An 18,801-nucleotide genomic window follows, 5' to 3' on the forward strand; every position below is an offset into this window, starting at 1 on the left:
GGTTGACGTGGGGAGGCTAGGCGCGGCGGGCGCACCGCTCGCGGGCAGTCCCGCGCCGCACTGACCGGGTTGGTCGGCTGCGGCGCCTCCGCCGCCGACCAGCACCCAGCGCGCCCCCGACAGCGGTTGCATATCGGGCACCAACTGTTAGACGTAGACGGTGGAGGAGACGCTGGGCGCCCCGCGGTCACGCCCTGAGCCCGCTGAGGTCCGGCCGCCCACCGAGGCGCTGGACCGTGGCGCTTGCGGCCGCCGATGCGCGCCTGCCCGCCTGCCGGGGTTCGGCGCCGTCGCGCAGCGCGGCGATCAGCCCCGCCACGAAGGCGTCGCCGGCGCCGGTCGGATCCACCACATCCACATCGCCGAATTCGAACAGCTCGCTCCCGCCCTTCCACGCCAGCAGGTCACCGACGTCAGGCACCGCGAGGGCAACCAATTCGGGACCGGCGCCGAGCAGGTTGTCGGCCAACGCGAAAGCCTTTTCGACGGTGGCGATCTCCTCGCCCGCGATCAGCGCGGCCTCGGTGGCATCGGCGCGTAGTACGTCCACCGACGCGAGCAGGTCGGCCCGAATCCGGGGGGCCGGCACGCCATCCGCCACCACCCGCAGTCCGCGATCCCGCGCACGCTGCGCCGCCTCCAGAGCCGTCGCCGGCGGTTGCTGCAGTTGGATGGACACGGTGTCGGCGGTGTCCCACGCGGCCGCATAGTCCAGATCGGACACCCGGACGAGCGAGCTCTGCGGTACGTCCTCCAGCAGCATCCGCTCGGGCGGTCGCCCCACGACATCGATCAAAAGCGCTGTCACGCCGCGGCGCACGACGCCGCCGATGTCGATGCCGTCCCGTTGGGCCTGCTGCGCGACCACCGCCCCTGCGTGGTCGTCACCCACCACGCCAATGAGCGCGACCGGCACGCCGAGCTGCGCGAGACCGACCGCCTGATTGGCACCCTTGCCACCCAGCAACTCCCTGCGCTGCAGTATCTCGGTGGATTTTCCGGCGGTCGGCGGCCCGTCGGTGCACAGCACCAAGTCGCGCGCGATCTGGCCGATCACCACAACACCCATGGGTACAAGGTGCCCGTTTTTCGTCCGATGTCACATCGGGCGATCGGTCTGCGATCCGCCGTTTCGAGCGGCCTTCGGCGGCAATCCTGCCTGAGCGCACATCGAGCGCTTTGAACGAAACGGGAGGCGATACATGCGTGCGGCAGTCCTAGAAGCGGCGGGGGATATTCCGAAGGTTCGCGATTTCGATGAGCCCCAGGGCTATCCCCACAGCGAAATCGCGGAAGTGGTGCTGGCCGGCTGCAATCCCGTGGACATCCTGCTGGCTTCGGGAAAAATGGGTCAACCGACGACGCCGTCGGTAGTCGGCCGAGAGGGCATCGGCACGCTCGACGGCAAGCGGATCTACTTCAACGCCCCGCCGGATCCGTTCGGGTCGTGGGCGCAGCGCTGTCCCGTCAATCCCGCCAAGACATTTCCCGTTCCCGACGAACTCGACGACGACGTCGCCGTGGCATGCGGCATAGCCGGATTGGCCGCGTGGTTGCCACTGACGCGGCATGCCGACGTGTCGCACGGCGAGACGGTGCTGGTCCTTGGTGCCACCGGAGTGGTGGGACGCATCGCCGTGCAGGTGGCCAAACTCCTGGGCGCGGGCCGAGTAATCGGTGCGGGCCGCAACCCCGAGGCGCTGGAGCAGACTCGCGACTTGGGTGCCGATGCCACGGTGCAATTGGGTGGCGACGACGACGCCGCAGCGTTGCGAAAAGAGTCCGGTGACGGCTACGACGTCGTGATCGACCTCGTCTACGGCAAGCCCTTTCTCGCCGCGTTGGACGCCACCGCCAACGGTGCGACGCTGATCACCGTCGGCGAGGGAGCCGGACCGACGGCCGAGGTGCCGTTCCGCTCGTTGACCGGCCGCACCCACGTCGGCCATCTCAACGACGCCATGGCGCCCGACGTGCTGCGGGCCGGCTATGCGGAGATCACCAAATATGCTGCCGAAGGTCGGATTCACGTAGACAGCCGCCGCTACTCGCTGGAGGAAGCCGCACAGGCTTGGCGCGAGCAACAGTCGGGGCCGCACGTCAAGATCGCCGTGGCGCCGTGACCGGCCGCTAGGCGCCGTTCAACACCATGCCGATCGGCACCCGATGGCGCGCCGGCCCGGCGGGCGAGAGCCGGGCCGACACCGACCCCTGGAGCGGGGACGTCAACGACACGCCGGTCAACGACGACGCCAACACGGCCTTCGGTGGTGAAAAGGCCTCGGGAGTGGGCCGGTTCGGCGGTCAATGGGCCATCGACGAGTTCACCACCGAGCGCTGGGCGTCCGTGCAGCACCGGCCGCGTGAGTACGCGATCTAGCCGCGAGCCGCGCCACCGATCGACCATAGCGTCGCGAGCACTACGAGAGCGAGCCGACGCAACACCAGCGGGGCATGCGGTCGGTGCTTCAATGGTGGGATGGGTGACCCCAGGCCCCAAGTGGCGATTCTGGACGACTACGCGGGCGCGGCGCTGCGGCTCGCCGACTGGTCGCCGGTGCAAACCCGTTCCCGCGTGACCGTTTTCGACCGGCACCTCGACGAGGACGAAGCCGTCAAGGCGCTGCGGCCGTTCGACGTGATCTGCACCATGCGTGAGCGGATGGCGCTGCCGCGGACGCTGCTCGAACGGCTGCCGAACCTGAAGCTGATCACCATCGTCGGTAGGAGCCTGCCCAACCTGGACCTGGCCGCGGCCACCGAGCGGGGGATCCTCGTCGCCCACTCCGACTTCGCCCATCCACGCTTTCGCTCCGTGCACGACGCCACCCCCGAATTCGCCTGGGGATTGTTGATCGCCACGGTGCGCAACCTGGCTGAGGAACACCGCCGCATGCGAGACGGCGGCTGGCAGACCACGACCGGCCTCACGCTGTCGGGCAAGACACTCGGGCTACTGGGCCTGGGGCGGGTGGGCAAGCGGATGGCCGAATACGGGCGGGTGTTCGGCATGGAAGTCGTTGCGTGGAGCCAAAATCTCACCGCGGACGCCGCCGCGGCCGCTGGGGCGCGCCGGGTCGAGAAGGCGGCGCTGTTCGAGGAGTCCGACGTGGTCTCCATTCACGTCGTGCTGTCGGAACGCACGCGAGGGCTGGTAGGCCAGTCCGAACTTGCCCTGATGAAACCGCACGCCTACCTGATCAACACGTCGCGGGGACCGATCGTCGACGAGGCCGCGCTGATCGCGGCGTTGAATGCGGGACACCTCGCCGGTGCCGGGCTCGACGTCTACGACGTCGAACCGCTGCCGCCCGAGCATCCGCTGCGGCGGCTCCCGAACGTCACCCTGTCGCCGCACCTGGGGTACGTCACCCGCGAAATGCTCAGCGCCTTTTACGCCGACACCGTGGAGGCGGTGGTCGCCTGGCTGGATGGGACCCCGGTTCGGATCGCCAACCCCGGTTGATCAGCCGCGCTTGCGCCTCCAGTGCGGACTCTTGACCGCTTCGAGAGCCTCGGTGACATAACGGTCCAGCGACCAGGGGCGCCCGGACTGTCGCACCCACCGCTGAAAGCCGAAATCTGCTGCGGCAAAGGCTAAATGGACCAGCAGGCCGGGGCGGATGTCGATGTCGGGGTTTACGCCCATGCGCTCGGCGATCAGCTTTGCCGCCCGCTCCTTGTCGGCGGGCGTGTGCACCGTGACCTTGCGAAGCAGGTCGGGGGCCACCAGCAGCGCCTCTCGCCATTCGTCGGTGTCGGCCTGCTCGAAGGACCGGGTGCGCGTGACGATGGCGTTGATCAACGCGATGTCCGGGGACTCGTTGGCGGGCCGTTGTTCGAGGAGGTTCACGATCGCGGCGCCACCATGGCGGACCGGGGCGAGCAACAGCTCTTCCTTCGTCGGTACGTGCCGGAAGAAGGTTCGCTGGGAAACGCCGGCGGCGGCGGCGATTTCCTCCGTGGTCACGGCGTCGTACCCGCGTTCGACGAACAACCGGAACGCCGCGCGCCTGATGTCGGCCCGGATCTGTGCCCGCTGCCGATCGCGCAGCGACTGCCCGCTCACCGGAAGCAGCCGATTCCACCGTCGACGTGGATGGTCTGCCCGGTGATGAACGTCGCGTCGGTGCCGAGTAAGAAAGCCACCAGCGCGCCGACGTCGGTGCGGACATCGCCGATGCGCTTCATCGGCACGCGTCCTACCGCCTTTTCGTACTCCTTGGGCGCGAACGACTTCCAGAACTTGACGCCGTCCGATTCGGCGAAGGGGCAGATGACGTTGACCCGGATGTTGTCACGGCCCCACTCCAGCGCGGCGACCTTCGACAGGCCCCGAATGGCCTCCTTGGCGGCGGCGTAGCCACCCCATTTGGGTTCACCGCCGGTACCCGTCCCCGAGCCCAGGTTGACGATCGACCCGCCCCCCGCCGCGACCATCACCGGATGCACGGCCTGCATGAGCAGGAAGGTCGCCCGCGGCCCGACGTCGTGACCAAGCGCGAAATCCTCCATGGTGATGTCGACGAACGCCTTCGGTTCGTTGGTGGCGATCGCGTTGTTGACCAGGCCATGAACGGCGCCGAAGGCGTCGACCGCTGCCGCCACGATGCGTTGGGCGCTGTCCGGGTCGCGCAGGTCGGCCGTCACCTTCTCGACGCGTCCCAACGACGACAGCTCTGCGGTCGTCTTGCCCAGCAACTCGTCCTGAATGTCGACCAGCAGCACCGAGGCGCCGCGTTCCAGCAGCGCGGCGGCGACACCCCTACCGACGCCCTGCGCGGCGCCGGTCACCACCGCGACGTGGCCCTGCATCGACGAGGGGTGCGAGTAGGTCATTCGACCGGTCCCAGCCGTAGCGGCACCCCGCGGTGCATCTCGTAGGTGCTGCGGGCACCGTCGGGCAGTTCGATGAACTCGACCGCGGTCCCGTCGGGATCTTTGACGAAAAACATTCGCACCCCGCCGATTTCGAAGGGCACCTGGTCGGGTGTGTACCCGGCCGCGGTGACCCGCCGGTGGGCCTCATCGAGATCGGTCACCGACAAGGACACGTTGTGGATACCGGTGGTGCTGCGACGGGCCGGCTCATGATCCGGCGCACCGGCACCCAGCGACAGCAACTCGACCATCACCCCACCCAGCAGTCCGCCCACCACCCGACCCTCCTGCTTCCGGGTGGCGTGCAGCGCCGCATCGAAAGGCTCACCGGAGATGAGGGTTTCGAACACGACCTCCATCCCGAGCAGGTCACGGTAGAAGCCCAAGGCGCGATCCATGTCCGTCACACCGACCACGAAATGACAGAACGAGACCTCACCGAGGACGCCGGTCATGACGCGGCGAGACCGGGAGCCGGGCGCCCGGCGAACAGGGGCAGATCGAGATAGGTCTTGATCCCGGGCTCGGCGGCGCAGACGTCGGGGATGGCATTGACGCAATGGTTGGCCGTAGCCACCACGCCCGGATTCTTCACCAGGCCCTCGGCAATCGTTTCGGGCTGAAGGCCCTTGAAGGTGAGGCTCACGGTCGGGTCACCGGTGATCTCGACCTCGAAGCGCTCGCCGCGCCCGCCGAAATCCCAGCCGGGATCCAGGTTTTCCTCACCCATCAACCAGTTGACCGCCGCCGTGATAACCGGTTCACCGTCCACGAGCGCCTGCCAGCGGAAGCGGCGCGCGGCCACCATTCCGGTGGTGATCGGGAACGGCGCGTAATCGATGTCGGCGGTCGCCACGGCGACGTCCTGGATAGTCCGGATGTTCGGATCAATGCGGAATCCCATGTGATCGGCGATCATTCGCACCGACTGCTTGAAGCCCGCCTCGAGCAGGCTGGCCATGGGGCCCTGCATGGCCTCCTCGGGGGTGCCGCCAAACCCCATGATGTGGCGCACGACGTCCGGGGCGTTGTAGGTGCGGATGTCGGAGAATTCCTCCGCCCGGATGTGGGTGACGGCCGAGGAAAGCGAAGAGAGCATCAGCGGGAATCGTTCGGTGATGCCCCCGGGGTGGATCCCCGAGCCGTGCAGGGTCACTCCGGCAGCGGCCGCCGCTTCCGCGACGGCCTGGTGCCGCGAGTTGTTCGGGTCCGGGTATACCCAGCCGACGGGGGTGACCACGTTCTTGCCGGACCGCAGGATCGCGATGACTTCGTCGTCGTTCGGCACCAGCGGGCTGTACACGACACAGTCGGCATCGAGCGCAAGGATCTCCTCGACGCTGGACGTGGCGGTGACGCCGAGGTCGTCAGTGCCCAGGATCCGGCCGACGTCGACACCGTTCTTCTCGGCGCTGTGTACCCAGCAGCCGGCCAACTCCAGCTGGGGATGGTTCAGGACGCAACCGATGGCCGCCTTGCCGACGCCTCCGGTCGCCCACTGGATGACGCGAAGCTTGGACGGACTGCTCATCTCCTGACCTCCGATGCTTTACACGCCAACGACCGAAATGGCACAGTATGACCCGCTGACAGTGACTGTCAACAACGGCTTCGGGTAGGAAGGCCTGTCATGAGCGTCCTGGACGGCAAGGTTGCGGTCGTCACCGGAACCAGCCGCGGAGTGGGCGTCGGGATCGCCCACGAATTGCTTCGCGCAGGTGCCACCGTCATCGGATGTTCGCGCTCGCCCCTTGACGCCATTCCCGGTGTCGAGCCCGACTGGGCGGCCAGGGCCTCCCAAAAGGTCTGCGACCAAGGGGACCACCGCGCGATCGACTCGTTCGTGTCCGATGTCGTCGCGGAGCATGGCCGGATCGACATCCTGGTGAACAACGCCGGCGGCACGGTGCCGGCGCCGCACGTCGAGAGCATTCCCGAACTGGTGCAACGCATTCAGGGCGCACCCGGCAGCGACGACGAATACGAGCGCACGGCGTTATTTCACGCCTTCGCGGTCCAGATGAACCTGATCAGCCCGCTGTGGTTCGCGATCCGCGCCTACCGGCAGATGCGCACCCAGGACGGCGTCGGCTGCATCATCAACATCTCCAGCGGTGCCGGGCATCCGGCGGGATCCCCGACGTTGGTTTCCTACGGCGCCGCCAAGAGCGGGCTCAACCACCTCACCCGCTCCCTGGCCGAGGAGTGGGGCCCCAAGGTGCGGGTCAACTGCATCGCGCTGGGACCGACCATGACCGAGAACTTCCGTTCCTTCGTTCTGCCCAAGGACGACCCAACGGGTGCAAAGTATTTCGCTGCTGTCCCGCTGCGCCGTGCGGGTGAGCCCGCGGAGGTGGGTAGGGTGTGCGTGTTTCTGGCCGGTGGGGACGCCGACTTCGTCAACGGCACCACCATCGAGCACGACGGCGGGATGCTGCCCGGTGTGCTGTACGACGCCGGCCTCAAAACCATCACGGATCTGCTCTAATCGTGGCCATGCGCAATCCCCTGGAGCCGACCGCCGAGCAGTTCGCCGCCCTGGCCGCGCGCCCGGCGAATGAGCCGGTGGTGATGGTCAACCTGCTGAAGTTCAAGACCCCCGGCGGGGTGGAGGCCTACCAGCGCTACGGCGTGGCGGTGATTCCCCACCTGGAACACGCGGGCGCGGTCGTCCGCTATGCCGGGACGGCACCGACCGTCGTGATCGGCGATGGCGAACGGCCTTGGTGGGACGCGATTCTCATCGTCGAGTATCCGTCGCCGCAGGCGTTCATCGACATGGTGAGCGACCCGGAGTATGCGAAGGCCCACGAGCATCGCATCGAGGCGCTGGAGCGCGGCGACCTGATAGCGACCTCGACGTGGTCGTTGAGTTTCGATTGAGCAGGTCCTAGCGGGTTTCACCCCCGTCGCGTCTAATTGGTGGATGGAACTGATGATGCCCACCGACGCGATTTTTCTGCTGGGAGAGTCGCGGGAACATCCCATGCACGTCGGCGGCTTGCAGTTGTACGAGCTGCCCAGCGACGCCGGCCGCGGTTTCGTCCGCGGGCTCTACGACCGTTTGGTCGCCCAGCAGGATTTTCAGCCCACGTTCCGCAAGCACCCGTTCGTCGGCGGCATCGCCAACCTGGGCTGGTCCTATGACAAAGACGTCGACGTCGATTACCACGTCCGGCGCTCCGCGGTCCCGTCACCGGGGCGGATCCGTGAACTGCTCGAGCTGACTTCGCGTTGGCACAGCAGCCTGCTGGATCGCCACCGCCCACTGTGGGAGACGCACATCGTCGAGGGCCTCAAGGACGGCCGGTTCGCGGTCTACACCAAAATCCACCACGCGCTCATCGACGGCGTCTCCGCACAAAAACTCATGCAGCGCGCGTTGTCGCTGGACCCCAATGACCGCGAGATCCGCGCGCCCTGGAGCCTGCCCAAATCCAAGCGCAAGAGCGGCCCGGGGAACCCGTTGGCCTCGGTGCTACATGCCGCCGGATCGGTTGCGGCACTTGCCCCGTCGACGCTGTCATTGGCGCGCGCGGCCCTGTTCGAGCAGCAACTGACATTGCCCTTCGGCGCCCCCCGCACGATGCTGAACGTCAAGATCGGAGGCGCGCGCCGCTGCGCCGCGCAGTCATGGTCGTTGGACCGCATCAAAAGCGTCAAGAAGGCCGCCGGCGTGACCGTCAACGATGTCGTCCTCGCGATGTGTTCAGGCGCCCTGCGTTACTACCTACTGGAGCAGAACGCGTTGCCCGACACCCCGCTGATCGCGATGGTCCCGGTCAGCCTTCGCACCGAAGACGAGGCGGACGCCGGGGGCAACCTCGTCGGCGCCATTCTGTGCAATCTCGCCACCGACAGCGACGATCCCGCGCAGCGGCTGCAGACCATCAGCGAGTCGATGCGCAGCAACAAGAAGGTGTTTTCACAATTGCCGCGCTTTCAGGCGCTCGCGCTGTCCGCGGTCAACACGTCAGCGCTGGCCCTGGCGGCCGTCCCCGGCTGGGTGTCGTCGACGTCACCGCCGTTCAACATCATCATTTCCAACGTGCCCGGGCCTACCCAGCCGATCTACTACGGGGGCGCCCGGCTCGACGGCAACTACCCCCTGTCCATCGCGCTGGACGGCCAGGCGCTGAACATCACCCTGTCCAACAACGCCGGCAACCTGGACTTCGGCCTGGTGGGATGCCGGCGCAGCGTGCCCCACCTGCAGCGCCTGCTTGCGCATTTGGAGTCCTCGCTCAAAGACCTGGAATGCGCCGTCGGGGCCTGATCAGCCAATGCCGAAGCTCAGTGCGGGTGTGCTGTTGTACCGGACCCGCGGCGGCGTCGTCGAGGTCCTGATCGCGCATCCGGGCGGCCCGTTCTGGGCGCGAAAGGACAATGGGGCCTGGTCGATTCCCAAAGGGGAGTACACCGCTGGCGAGGATCCCTGGGTCGCCGCGCAACGCGAGTTCGCCGAGGAACTGGGGCTTTCCGTGCCGCTTGGGGCCCGGCTGGAGCTGGGCCAGCTGAAACAGTCCGGCGGGAAGGTGGTCACGGCGTTCGCCGTCCACAGCGACCTGGACGTGACCGGCGCGCGCAGTAACACCTTCGAATTGGAGTGGCCCAAGGGATCGGGCAGGCTGCGGGAATTCCCGGAAGTCGATCGGGTGGACTGGTTTTCGGTGGCGCAGGCGCGCGTCAAACTGCTGAAGGGGCAGGTCGCTTTTCTGGACCGGCTGATGGCGGACCCGGGCCTGGCGGGATCACACGAAGGCGCGTGACGTGCGTAGACGTCGGTCGGGTCGGGCCGACGGGCAGAATGGCCGCATGACGACCGCGCCGACCGAGCGAGCCGAATCCCAGGCGCTGCTGCTGCAGCTGCTGGACCCGGCCAACCGGCCCGACCCGTATCGGCTCTGTGCGAAGTTTCGCGACGGCGGGGCGCTGCGGCTGCCGGATGCCAACCTGGCCGTCTTCTCGAGCTATCGCGACTGCGACGAAGTGTTGCGGCACCCTTCGTCGAGCAGCGACAACGTCAATTCGACGGTCGCCAAGCGGCAGGCCGAGGCCGGCACCGCGCCACAGCGGCAGGGTCCGCCGGGCTTCTTGTTTCTCGATCCGCCCGACCACACGCGGCTGCGCAGGCTGGTCAGCAAGGCGTTCGCGCCGAAGGTCGTGAGTGCGCTGGAGCCCGATATCCGGTCCCTGGTCGACGGTTTGCTCGGTCGGGTCGCCGAACAGGGTCGCTTCGACGTCGTCGCGGATTTCGCTTACCCGCTGCCGGTGGCGGTGATCTGCCGGCTGCTCGGCGTGCCGCTCGACGACGAGCCGCAATTCAGCCGCGCGTCTGCGTTGCTGGCTCAGGCGCTGGACCCGTTTTCGACGATCACCGGTGTGCCGCCGGCCCTGGCCAACGAGCGACAGCAGGCCGCTGCGTGGCTGCGCGCATACTTCCACGGCCTGATCGAGCGCCGCCGTTCGCAACCCGGCGACGACCTGCTGTCGGGGCTTATCGCAGTGGAGGAGTCCGGAGATCAGCTGACCGAGGACGAGATTGTCGCGACCTGCAATCTGCTCTTGATCGCCGGACATGAGACCACGGTGAACCTGATCGGAAACGCCGTGTTGGCGTTGCTGCGGCATCCCGGGGAGTGGACCGCTCTGGGCGCCGACGCGGGTCGAGCATCGGCGATCGTGGAAGAGACCCTGCGTTACGACCCGCCGGTACAACTGGTGGGCCGAATCGCTCTCGCCGACATGACGATTGGCGAGACCGAGGTGCCCGCCGGCGACGTCATGATGTTGCTCCTCGCCGCGGCCCACCGCGACCCCGCGGAGTTCGATCGGCCCGACACCTTCGATCCCCGGCGGACACCGTTGCGGCACTTAGGTTTTGGACGGGGAGCCCACTACTGCCTGGGCGCACCCCTCGCGCGGCTGGAGGCGGCCGCCGCCCTGTCGGCCATCGCGGCGCGCTTCCCCGACGCCAGGCTGGACGGCGAGTCGGAGTACAAGGCCAACGTCACGCTGCGGGGGTTATCGCGGCTCATGGTTGAGGTCTGACCGCCGCCGGGGGCCGTCGTTAAAGCAACGCCGCAGCGGGAGTTTCAACGCAATTAGGGCACGCCGACGCACGGACAGTCTTAAAATCCCGCGTAGTCAGCCATAGCACGAGGTAGTCCACAAGCAGGACGGACATGACCAAGGACAGCGAAAAGAACCCGCGTACTCCCGACGCAGGAAACGAGGGCGGAAAGATGCCGTCACAACCAGCCGGCCCGCGTCTCGTTCCGATTACGCTCGCCGTCTACCGCGACCTGCGCGTCGGGATGGTGGTCATCATGGTGATGCTCGCCGCTGCCGTGCTCATCGAAAGGCTGACAGCAACTTGTTGGCAATTGGCAATCAGCGCTTACTATTACACCTCCGCGCACAGCATCGTCATCGCCGCATTGCTGGCGCTCGGCGCCCTGTTCATCATGTACAAGGGGAGCAGTGACACCGAGGACGCGTTGTTGACTTTGGCCGGGGTATCCGCGTTGATCGCCGCGATGGTGCCGCAAGGTCGGCCTTCGTCACTGTGCGGGCGGGCTGACCTGCCGCCCGAATACGATGTCGATGCCGTCACTCGGCCCAACGTCTGGGCGGTGGTCATCAGTCTGCTTCTGGGTTGGGGATTTGTTTTGTGGCAAGCCCCGCGCAATCGTACCGAGCAGTCGAGAAGCCCGGGCGGCATACTGGCGTTAGGTTTGTTCTGGCTGATCATGGCGGTCGGCCTGTTTACCTTCGTCTTCGACCACAGGTTCTTCCTGGAGCAGGCGCACGGCGCAGCCGGGTTCCTGCTCATCTCGGCATTCATTGCCACGGTGTTCTGCACCGGATACCTCGTCAAGCGAGAGGATGGGTCGAAACTATCTCATCACCGTGCTTATCGCCGGTTCTACAGGGCGATGGCCATCGTGATGCTGGTGACGTTAATCGCAATTGTCACAGCGCATCTCGTGCACCAAGGATGGGAGTTATGGGTATTGGTCATGGAGTCGCTGCTGATCCTGGAGTTCGCCGTGTACTGGGTGGTGCAAACCATCGAACTGTGGGACAAGCCCGACCGAATGGAACGTCTCCCCGACGATGCCCAGCGGCGGATCGCTGAAGCGAGGAAAAAGGGTGGCGGCTTCGATGGATTCAAGGCCGAGCTGGCCAATGTGACGAAGCCGAATTCGGTCGATCGGCTGCTCCCCTTCCTGTGACGGGCCGGCCAACTACCCGCAAGCCGTTACTTTGCTGTCGAGCTGAAACGCCCGGCAGACATCGGATTTGCCGAGCCCGGCGCTGCCTCCGGTGCAATGCCGGCTGGGCGAGGAGCCGGTTTCACCCGCGCTCCCACGGCGGGCTCTCGCCCATCTTCTTGTAGTACTTGGCCAGGTGGCTCTTCACCCGGTCGACATCCGCCTTCGGCAGGTCGATGCCGCCGCGCGCTCCGTCCATGATGGCGCCGGCCGCCATCACCCCCCGTGGCACCGCCTTCAGATCGCCACCCACGACATCGGCGATCAGCAATTTGTATGCCGTGAAGTTGTCCTTCTTGCCGTTGTCGTACCAAACGTGGGCGTCGCGATACTTCTGGTTCGGCGCGTCTTCGGCCCCGGCCCACTTCCGCACGCGCTTGTCGGCCGCGTCGCCATCCCACTTGCGGTCGCGGTCGGCCAACGGCAGATCCTGAAACGCTGTCACTGACATGTCGGTCCGCGTGCCCGCCCGCGGTGATCATTAAACGTCCCGCTTTGATTGGGCCGCCGTGCCGGCGGACAAGCGGTAGCGTCGTTGGTGCTGGCTGTGCCGGTCGCGGCGACAGACCAGCGGCGATGTGAACGGGAGACAACCATGAAGCACTGCATCGTCTCGGGACTGGCCGCCGTGCTGGCCGCCGGAGGGTTGATCGCCTTGGCGCCACCGGCCACCGCAGGCTGCCAGTACGGCGGATCCTTTCTCAGCAAATGCGATGGCCCCGTCCAGCCCGACGGCACCTGGCAACGTTGCGTGGGATTCACCCACTTGATCTGGAACGGCGCCAGCTCCTACCTGGTGCCGGATAAGCGCTGCGACCTGATGGGCCCTGACCAGCACCCGGGCGATATGGCCTTCGCCGACCCGCCGACTCATATCGACGGCTGAACCTCCAGCTCGCCGATTTCCCTGGGACCGGGACTGGCACCGTGATTCGCGAACACCACCGCTAGCCCGAGCCCAGGCCTGGCACGATGTCGCCGAGGCTGAAGGTGAGCGGCTGTTCGAGTTGTTCGTAGGTGCACGAGCGGGGTTCGCGATCCGGGCGCCACCGGTTGAATTGCGCGGTGTGCCGGAAGCGCCGGCCTTCCATGTGGTCGTAGCGGACCTCGACCACGCGCTCCGGCCGCAGTGGGACGAACGAAAGGTCTTTGCCAGCGTTCCAGCGGGAGAACTCGTTCTTGCGCGGCGTTCGCTCGCCGGCCTCATGGGCGGCCCAGTTCCACGGGTGGTCGTCGAAATCGGTGACCAGCGGCTGCAACTCGGTGAATAGGCGCCGCCGCTCGGCCATGGGGAAGGCGCCGATCACGCCGACGGAGGCGAGCTGACCATCGTCCTGGTAGAGCCCGAGCAGCAGCGAGCCGATCGCTTGAACGTCTGGGCCGCCGGACTTGTGCACGCGATAGCCGGCCACAACGCAGTCGGCGGTGCGCTCGTGCTTGATCTTGAACATGACGCGCTTGTCGGGCTGATAGGTCACGGTCAGTGGCTTGGCCACGACACCGTCGAGGCCGGCCCCCTCGAATTCGTCGAACCAACGCTGCGCGAGGTCGATGTCGGTGGTGGCCGGCGTGACATGGATCGACGGGCCGGAACCTGCCAACGCGTCGACGAGGGCGGCGCGCCGCTCGGTGAACGGTCGGCGCGTGTAATCGACGTCCCCGAGTGCGAGTAAGTCGAACGCGATGAACGATGCGGGTGTCGCCTCGGCGAGCATCCGCACCCGCGAATCAGCGGGGTGGATCCGTTGTTGTAGCGCCTCGAAATCCAGGCCGTGGTCGGTGGCGATGACGATCTCCCCGTCGATCACGCAGCGCTGGGGCAGTTCGGCCCGCGCCGCGGCAACCAGCTCGGGAAAATACCGTGTCATCGGGCGCTCGTTGCGACTGCCCAGCTCCACGTCGTCGCGGTCGCGAAAACAGATGGACCTGAATCCGTCCCACTTGGGTTCGTATGACGCTTCGGGCGGGATCGATCGCACCGACTTGGCCAGCATTGGCGACACCGGGGGCATGACAGGTAAGTCCATAGGCCGATTGTGCTGGAATCGTTGGTATGGCTGCTGCAGAAGAGCTCGACGTCGACGGTGTTGCGGTGCGCCTGACCAATCCGGACAAGGTCTATTTCCCCAAGTTGGGCGCCAAAGGCACCAAACGGCGGCTCGTGGAGTACTACCGCGCCGTGGCGGGCGGTCCGATGCTCGACGCGCTGCGCGACCGGCCCACCCATCTGCAGCGGTTTCCGGACGGCATCGACGGCGAGGAGATTTACCAGAAGCGGATTCCGCAGCACCATCCCGACTATCTGGAGACGTGCCGGGTGACGTTCCCCTCGGGGCGCACCGCCGATGCGCTTAAGGTGACGCACCCCTCGGCGATCGTATGGGCGGCGCAGATGGGCACCATCACGTTGCATCCGTGGCAGGTGCGCTGCCCGGACACCGACCATCCCGACGAGTTGCGCATCGATCTGGATCCTCAACCAGGCGTCGCTTTCGAGCAGGCGCGGGCGGTCGCGGTCGATGTGTTGCGACCGTTGCTCGATGAACTCGGTCTGGTCGGGTACCCGAAGACGTCCGGCGGGCGCGGCATTCACGTCTTTCTGCGGATCGCCACGGACTGGGATTTCGTCGAGGTGCGCCGCGCGGGCATCGCGCTCGCCCGCGAGGTGGAGCGCCGCGCGCCCGATGCTGTCACCACATCGTGGTGGAAGGAGGAGCGCGGCGAGCGCATCTTCATCGATTTCAACCAGAACGCCCGGGACCGAACCATGGCGTCGGCGTATTCGGTGCGGCGCACCCCGATCGCCACGGTGTCGACGCCGCTGACGTGGGACGAGCTGGCCACTGCGGAACCCGACGACTACACCATGGCTACTGTGCCCAACTTCGTGAAGGGCCGCCAGGACCCTTGGGGCGCAATGGATGACGTGGCGCAATCGATCGCGCCCTTGTTGGAGATGGCCGACGCCGACGAAGAGCGCGGCCTCGGCGACATGCCGTACCCGCCGAACTATCCCAAGATGCCCGGGGAGCCCAAACGTGTTCAGCCCAGCCGGGATACGGACTTGAAGAAGGACAACAACTCGAAGTGAGCCGACCTTCCCCGGAGGGCGCCGGGGTTAAGGAGTTGTGCTACAAGCAGGTATCGCCCAATTGTCACAGTGACGGGAGGTGCCGAATATCAAACGCCGAGGCAGATCGGGACCGACACTTGAGGCGCTTCCTCCCAAACCGCCCTGCTATCAGCCGCTTTCGGTACGCGCTGACTGGCACGCCCAGCGCAGTGTGCCAGTCAGCGCGACGACCGCCCTACGGTGTGCAGGTGACCCCGGTGATACCACCGGTGCACGAGAACGTCGGGATCGTGCATCCGGAACTCGTTAATGCGGTGGCGGCCAGGACCAGGCCCAGAACAACCTTGTACTTCAAACGAGACATGACCACTCCGTTCGTTGAGGAGAAATGTTTCGCCCGAGGATCGTTATAGTACGTGAGCCCAATACGGAATGCTATGGGATTCAGCGGTTTTGCGGCATATAAGCCATAAATCGATGCTTGGATGGCAAACCGTGACGAAGCGACCGCGAAACGGCTGCAGTCCAATGCTGTTGTCCCGCAGATCTAAACGTTCCCGTCGCGCCGACACCGCGACGGTCCGCTGGGGAAGACAGCGGAACCCGTTGGGGCTATCGCTTTCGCAGGTCTAAACGTCGAAACGCCGAAGTTTCAAGGTGGAAAAGGACTTCCGTCCCGCCATGCGGTCAAAGGAGCGCTTGCAAGCGATTTGACACCACGCATGTTGCATCCAGTCGGGGCGCTGACTGGCACGCCCATGCCATCAAACTGTGCCCTCAATAGGCCGAATGGTCGGCCGTACCGAGTAAGACGTGCCAGTAGCGCAATCCCCGACGGCCGCCGGTCAGCTTCCTACGGCGTGCAGGTCAGACCAGGACCGCAATCGATGGTCACCGGTACCGTGCAACCAGAGGCTGCAGCAGCGGTAAACGCCAGGATGAGGCCGAGAGCAACCTTGTACTTCAAACGAGACATGAACCTACTCCATCCCCTGAGGAGAAATGTTACGCCCGAGGAGCGTTATATTACGTGAGTGGAATGCGGAATGCCATGGCATTCAGTAAATTTCCGACAATCTACGTCAACTGATTGAGCCAGGTGGTGGGCCGCCCCGGATTCGCATCTCGCGGGGATGGGTGCATCGTTGGTGTCCGTTTTGCATTCATTTCTTGAAACGCTCCGGAAGCCCGGGCGAGGCGATAATATGGAGCGGCGCACGATCCGACCTACATTTTCAACAATGCAGGGCGATGTGGAACGCGTTCGGGGGAACCGACATACGGGTTTGGCCGGTAGATTCCGGCCTTGGTTCGAGTCTCCCGATATCAGCATGCCCATTGCGGTTATGCCGGTGTGCTCGGTAAGCTGGGCCCACGACCATCATTGACCGCGCCGGCGGATCCGCTCGTGCCCATTCCGGTCCTCGCTCTCGAACTGTGAAGAGTTTGAATGCATTTCGCGCGAAGGCACGTTCGCGCCGCCCGGGTCTAAGATTCCAAATCCGGTCAACCCGGCCGGGAAAAGTAAGCTTGCCCGCTCTCCTGATGACTCGTTCGCGGTGCGTGGCGTTGGTCTTCGCGTTGGTTGCCCTGACCGGCGTCACCGTCGCAACCGGTGCGCGCGCCGAGCCGGTCGGCGGAGCCGGCGACCGCCTGGTCGGATGGGACACCTACCGCCGGCTGGACCGGTTGCCCTATCTGCGCACCGACACGCAGGCTTTGCAGCTGTCCAGCTTCGACCGCAGCGGTGGTGATTTCGACCTCTCCACCGGAAACCGCAACGGTACCGGCGGATGTTTGACGTCGGGCGGCGCCGGGTGCGTCGTCGCGGAGGATCGCGGCGCCGGCGAGGTGGATTCGATTTGGTTCACCCGCGACGGCGGCAAGGTGACCCGGATCGGAAACATCCGCGTGGAACTCGATGGCCGAACAGTGTTGGACGCTCCCTTGCAATCGGTGGTCGATGGTGCGCTGGGGGCGCCGTTCGAATGGCCGCTGGTGGCCAACGCGGCGCAGTCGCCGGGCGGCGTGTATATCAAGGTGCCGATGCCCTACCGCGAGTCGATGCGCATCAGCGTCACATCGCATCTCGAGTACTACCACGTCGACTATCGACAGTTCTCGACCGGCGAAGGCGTCACCACCTTCTCACCCTCCGACCGCGCTCTCGACGTGCTCGCCACGCTGCGCGCAGCGGGCACCGCCGACCCCAAACCGTCGGCAGCCACGGCGGTCCACGACGACCGGATCGTCGACCTTCCCGCCGGCGGCGCGGCGACGATCGCGGAATCGAAGGGCCCGGGCAGTATCGCGGCGTTGACACTGCAACTGCCCGACCCGACAGATCAACTCTTGAGCGGCTTGCGGCTGCAGATGGAGTTCGACGGGCGGACCATGGTCGACTCCCCGCTCGGGGAGTTCTTCGGTGCTGGATTGGGCGTCACGACGGTGCGGTCGCTGATGTTCGCCGCCATCCCGCAACCCGGGGGTTCGCTGTCGCTGTCCGCATGGTGGCCGATGCCGTTCGCCCGCTCGGCTCGCCTCACGCTCCTGAACACCACCGGTGCGCCCCTGACCGGCATCGGCACCGACGTGGCGACCGCCCCGGACCCTCAATGGGAGTCGGCGCTGGCGGACGGACGCGCCGGCTATTTCACTGCCCGGTCGCATGCCGCACCGGCCACCGTCGGCCAGGACTGGGTGTTCGCTGACGAACCGGGCCATGGCAAGTTCGTGGGCGTCAGCCACACGATCCGCGGTTCCCGCATTAAAACCGCGTTCAGTGACGCCGCCCCGTACTTCCTCGAAGGGGCGGAGCGCGTGTACACGGACGGCGCCTCTTCACCTCAGTGGTATGGCACCGGCACCGAGGACCTCTACGAGGGCGGCTGGTATTTCAAAGACGGCACCCGCTTCAGCGACCCGCTCACGGGTCAGCCCGACCAACGCACGGCGGCCGGTGGTTGCGCGGACTACTGCGTCGCCGTCTACCGGCTCATGCTCGCCGACGCCGTCGACTACCACTCCGCGATCCGCTTCGGCATCGAACACGGCAAGCGGAACATGGTCCAACCCGACTACAGCTCAACCGCATTCCTCTACACCCAACCCAACGACATGCTTACCGCCGGTGACGATGTCCAGCCCAGCGATCCGGTCAGCCGCCTGCTCCACGACTACACCGACGCCGATGCCACCGATCAACTACTGGTCAGCGAATACGAAGGCAGCGAAGACACCCGCCCGGTCATCGGGTCGGTGCGCGCCGCCACCGGCGCGATCACATTCCACGTCGAAACCGACCCGAATAACCGCGGCATCCTGTTGCGCCGCACGTCGGATCAAGCCAACGGATTCCAGAGTGTTGGTGTCGCGGTCGACGGCGTTCCCGGCGGAACCTGGTTGCAGCCGCGGAACAACGCCATTCATCGCTGGCTCGACGACACCTATCTCTTGCCGCCACCGCTGACCGCCGGTAAGGCGCAACTCACGATCACCCTCACGCCCGCGCCCGACTCCCCACCCTGGACGGCGAGCCGCTACCAGCTCGAAACAGTGACCGGTTGACCC

Annotated in this window: 20 protein-coding genes; 12 read left to right on the forward strand and 8 right to left on the reverse strand. The window is 66.1% G+C overall.

The features are described from left to right. Positions 1–187 precede the first annotated feature (187 nt). On the reverse strand, positions 188–1,069 hold the full coding sequence (locus tag A5681_RS18515) for a PfkB family carbohydrate kinase (protein ID WP_067278175.1): 882 nt from the start codon (positions 1,067–1,069) through the stop codon (positions 188–190). A gap of 133 nt (positions 1,070–1,202) precedes the next feature. Between A5681_RS18515 and A5681_RS18520 the strand changes: the two genes are divergently transcribed. The 3 genes from A5681_RS18520 to A5681_RS18530 all read left to right on the forward strand — a co-directional run bounded on the left by A5681_RS18520 (position 1,203) and on the right by A5681_RS18530 (position 3,466). Beyond that, the gene (locus A5681_RS18520; protein WP_067278178.1) at positions 1,203–2,123 is read left to right on the forward strand and encodes a quinone oxidoreductase family protein; all 921 of its coding nucleotides are present in this window, start codon (positions 1,203–1,205) and stop codon (positions 2,121–2,123) included. A gap of 26 nt (positions 2,124–2,149) precedes the next feature. Continuing rightward, positions 2,150–2,380 (forward strand): aldehyde dehydrogenase family protein, encoded by a 231-nt coding sequence (locus tag A5681_RS18525; protein WP_067278181.1) that lies wholly within the window; start codon positions 2,150–2,152, stop codon positions 2,378–2,380. A gap of 99 nt (positions 2,381–2,479) precedes the next feature. After that, the gene (locus A5681_RS18530; protein ID WP_067278185.1) at positions 2,480–3,466 is read left to right on the forward strand and encodes a D-2-hydroxyacid dehydrogenase family protein; all 987 of its coding nucleotides are present in this window, start codon (positions 2,480–2,482) and stop codon (positions 3,464–3,466) included. On the opposite strand, the gene A5681_RS18535 is transcribed toward A5681_RS18530, so the two are convergent. From A5681_RS18535 to A5681_RS18550, 4 genes are read right to left on the reverse strand one after another with little or no spacing between them, the layout of a single operon-like run. After that, a complete protein-coding gene (locus tag A5681_RS18535) occupies positions 3,467–4,069 on the reverse strand; it encodes a TetR/AcrR family transcriptional regulator (protein WP_067278188.1) in 603 nt (200 codons plus the stop codon). Beyond that, entirely contained in the window at positions 4,066–4,839 is a 774-nt protein-coding gene (locus A5681_RS18540) for an SDR family NAD(P)-dependent oxidoreductase (RefSeq protein ID WP_067278191.1), read from the reverse strand. The genes A5681_RS18535 and A5681_RS18540 overlap by 4 nt, the downstream gene beginning before the upstream one ends. Then, the gene (locus tag A5681_RS18545) at positions 4,836–5,336 is read right to left on the reverse strand and encodes a VOC family protein (protein WP_067278196.1); all 501 of its coding nucleotides are present in this window, start codon (positions 5,334–5,336) and stop codon (positions 4,836–4,838) included. The genes A5681_RS18540 and A5681_RS18545 overlap by 4 nt, the downstream gene beginning before the upstream one ends. After that, the gene (locus tag A5681_RS18550) at positions 5,333–6,412 is read right to left on the reverse strand and encodes a dihydrodipicolinate reductase (RefSeq protein ID WP_067278199.1); all 1,080 of its coding nucleotides are present in this window, start codon (positions 6,410–6,412) and stop codon (positions 5,333–5,335) included. Before A5681_RS18550 ends, A5681_RS18545 begins: the two co-directional genes overlap by 4 nt. 99 nt (positions 6,413–6,511) lie before the next feature. On the opposite strand from A5681_RS18550, the gene A5681_RS18555 reads away from it, so the two are divergent. The 6 genes from A5681_RS18555 (at position 6,512) to A5681_RS18580 (ending at position 12,119) form a co-directional block, all read left to right on the forward strand. After that, the gene (locus A5681_RS18555; RefSeq protein ID WP_067278203.1) at positions 6,512–7,369 is read left to right on the forward strand and encodes an SDR family NAD(P)-dependent oxidoreductase; all 858 of its coding nucleotides are present in this window, start codon (positions 6,512–6,514) and stop codon (positions 7,367–7,369) included. Positions 7,370–7,377: 8 nt separating this feature from the next. After that, a complete protein-coding gene (locus A5681_RS18560) occupies positions 7,378–7,764 on the forward strand; it encodes a DUF1330 domain-containing protein (protein WP_067278206.1) in 387 nt (128 codons plus the stop codon). Positions 7,765–7,807: 43 nt separating this feature from the next. Continuing rightward, positions 7,808–9,157 (forward strand): WS/DGAT/MGAT family O-acyltransferase, encoded by a 1,350-nt coding sequence (locus A5681_RS18565; RefSeq protein WP_067278210.1) that lies wholly within the window; start codon positions 7,808–7,810, stop codon positions 9,155–9,157. Between the two features lie 7 nt (positions 9,158–9,164). Beyond that, positions 9,165–9,650, forward strand: a complete 486-nt coding sequence (locus A5681_RS18570) for an NUDIX domain-containing protein (RefSeq protein WP_067278214.1) — start codon at positions 9,165–9,167, stop codon at positions 9,648–9,650. A 46-nt stretch (positions 9,651–9,696) separates the two neighbouring features. After that, the gene (locus A5681_RS18575) at positions 9,697–10,932 is read left to right on the forward strand and encodes a cytochrome P450 (RefSeq protein WP_067278218.1); all 1,236 of its coding nucleotides are present in this window, start codon (positions 9,697–9,699) and stop codon (positions 10,930–10,932) included. 134 nt (positions 10,933–11,066) lie between these two features. Then, positions 11,067–12,119: a hypothetical protein gene (locus A5681_RS18580; protein WP_067278222.1), complete on the forward strand. Its 1,053-nt coding sequence runs from the start codon at positions 11,067–11,069 to the stop codon at positions 12,117–12,119. A gap of 121 nt (positions 12,120–12,240) precedes the next feature. On the opposite strand, the gene A5681_RS18585 is transcribed toward A5681_RS18580, so the two are convergent. Next, the gene (locus A5681_RS18585) at positions 12,241–12,609 is read right to left on the reverse strand and encodes a hypothetical protein (RefSeq protein WP_067278226.1); all 369 of its coding nucleotides are present in this window, start codon (positions 12,607–12,609) and stop codon (positions 12,241–12,243) included. Positions 12,610–12,753: 144 nt separating this feature from the next. Between A5681_RS18585 and A5681_RS18590 the strand changes: the two genes are divergently transcribed. Then, positions 12,754–13,044, forward strand: a complete 291-nt coding sequence (locus A5681_RS18590; RefSeq protein WP_067278229.1) for a CDGP domain-containing protein — start codon at positions 12,754–12,756, stop codon at positions 13,042–13,044. A 61-nt stretch (positions 13,045–13,105) separates the two neighbouring features. Here the strand turns inward: A5681_RS18590 and A5681_RS18595 are convergent, their stop codons facing one another. Further along, positions 13,106–14,185, reverse strand: a complete 1,080-nt coding sequence (locus tag A5681_RS18595; protein WP_067278232.1) for an ATP-dependent DNA ligase — start codon at positions 14,183–14,185, stop codon at positions 13,106–13,108. A 26-nt stretch (positions 14,186–14,211) separates the two neighbouring features. On the opposite strand from A5681_RS18595, the gene ligD reads away from it, so the two are divergent. Further along, positions 14,212–15,249: a non-homologous end-joining DNA ligase gene (ligD, locus tag A5681_RS18600; protein WP_067278236.1), complete on the forward strand. Its 1,038-nt coding sequence runs from the start codon at positions 14,212–14,214 to the stop codon at positions 15,247–15,249. A gap of 217 nt (positions 15,250–15,466) precedes the next feature. On the opposite strand, the gene A5681_RS27985 is transcribed toward ligD, so the two are convergent. Next, complete coding sequence (locus A5681_RS27985; RefSeq protein WP_269454966.1) at positions 15,467–15,595, reverse strand: hypothetical protein; 129 nt, start codon at positions 15,593–15,595, stop codon at positions 15,467–15,469. Positions 15,596–16,776: 1,181 nt separating this feature from the next. Here A5681_RS27985 and A5681_RS18605 point away from each other — a divergent pair. Next, on the forward strand, positions 16,777–18,798 hold the full coding sequence (locus A5681_RS18605) for a glycoside hydrolase family 172 protein (RefSeq protein WP_082968426.1): 2,022 nt from the start codon (positions 16,777–16,779) through the stop codon (positions 18,796–18,798). The last annotated feature ends 3 nt before the right edge of the window (positions 18,799–18,801 follow it).

This window comes from Mycobacterium scrofulaceum, from assembly GCF_001667885.1.
GTDB classification, from domain to species: domain Bacteria; phylum Actinomycetota; class Actinomycetes; order Mycobacteriales; family Mycobacteriaceae; genus Mycobacterium; species Mycobacterium scrofulaceum_C.

Bases quoted from the DNA above. Each gene is read 5' to 3' on its own strand.
- A5681_RS18545 (WP_067278196.1), bottom strand. From the start codon at position 5,336: ATGACCGGCGTCCTCGGTGAGGTCTCGTTCTGTCATTTCGTGGTCGGT.
- A5681_RS18555 (WP_067278203.1), top strand. From the start codon at position 6,512: ATGAGCGTCCTGGACGGCAAGGTTGCGGTCGTCACCGGAACCAGCCGC.
- A5681_RS18565 (WP_067278210.1), top strand. From the start codon at position 7,808: ATGGAACTGATGATGCCCACCGACGCGATTTTTCTGCTGGGAGAGTCG.
- A5681_RS18540 (WP_067278191.1), bottom strand. From the start codon at position 4,839: ATGACCTACTCGCACCCCTCGTCGATGCAGGGCCACGTCGCGGTGGTG.
- ligD (WP_067278236.1), top strand. From the start codon at position 14,212: ATGGCTGCTGCAGAAGAGCTCGACGTCGACGGTGTTGCGGTGCGCCTG.
- A5681_RS18585 (WP_067278226.1), bottom strand. From the start codon at position 12,609: ATGTCAGTGACAGCGTTTCAGGATCTGCCGTTGGCCGACCGCGACCGC.
- A5681_RS18580 (WP_067278222.1), top strand. From the start codon at position 11,067: ATGACCAAGGACAGCGAAAAGAACCCGCGTACTCCCGACGCAGGAAAC.
- A5681_RS18560 (WP_067278206.1), top strand. From the start codon at position 7,378: ATGCGCAATCCCCTGGAGCCGACCGCCGAGCAGTTCGCCGCCCTGGCC.
- A5681_RS18590 (WP_067278229.1), top strand. From the start codon at position 12,754: ATGAAGCACTGCATCGTCTCGGGACTGGCCGCCGTGCTGGCCGCCGGA.
- A5681_RS18575 (WP_067278218.1), top strand. From the start codon at position 9,697: ATGACGACCGCGCCGACCGAGCGAGCCGAATCCCAGGCGCTGCTGCTG.
- A5681_RS18605 (WP_082968426.1), top strand. From the start codon at position 16,777: ATGACTCGTTCGCGGTGCGTGGCGTTGGTCTTCGCGTTGGTTGCCCTG.
- A5681_RS18520 (WP_067278178.1), top strand. From the start codon at position 1,203: ATGCGTGCGGCAGTCCTAGAAGCGGCGGGGGATATTCCGAAGGTTCGC.
- A5681_RS18530 (WP_067278185.1), top strand. From the start codon at position 2,480: ATGGGTGACCCCAGGCCCCAAGTGGCGATTCTGGACGACTACGCGGGC.
- A5681_RS18525 (WP_067278181.1), top strand. From the start codon at position 2,150: ATGCCGATCGGCACCCGATGGCGCGCCGGCCCGGCGGGCGAGAGCCGG.
- A5681_RS18570 (WP_067278214.1), top strand. From the start codon at position 9,165: ATGCCGAAGCTCAGTGCGGGTGTGCTGTTGTACCGGACCCGCGGCGGC.
- A5681_RS27985 (WP_269454966.1), bottom strand. From the start codon at position 15,595: ATGTCTCGTTTGAAGTACAAGGTTGTTCTGGGCCTGGTCCTGGCCGCC.
- A5681_RS18550 (WP_067278199.1), bottom strand. From the start codon at position 6,412: ATGAGCAGTCCGTCCAAGCTTCGCGTCATCCAGTGGGCGACCGGAGGC.
- A5681_RS18595 (WP_067278232.1), bottom strand. From the start codon at position 14,185: ATGGACTTACCTGTCATGCCCCCGGTGTCGCCAATGCTGGCCAAGTCG.
- A5681_RS18515 (WP_067278175.1), bottom strand. From the start codon at position 1,069: ATGGGTGTTGTGGTGATCGGCCAGATCGCGCGCGACTTGGTGCTGTGC.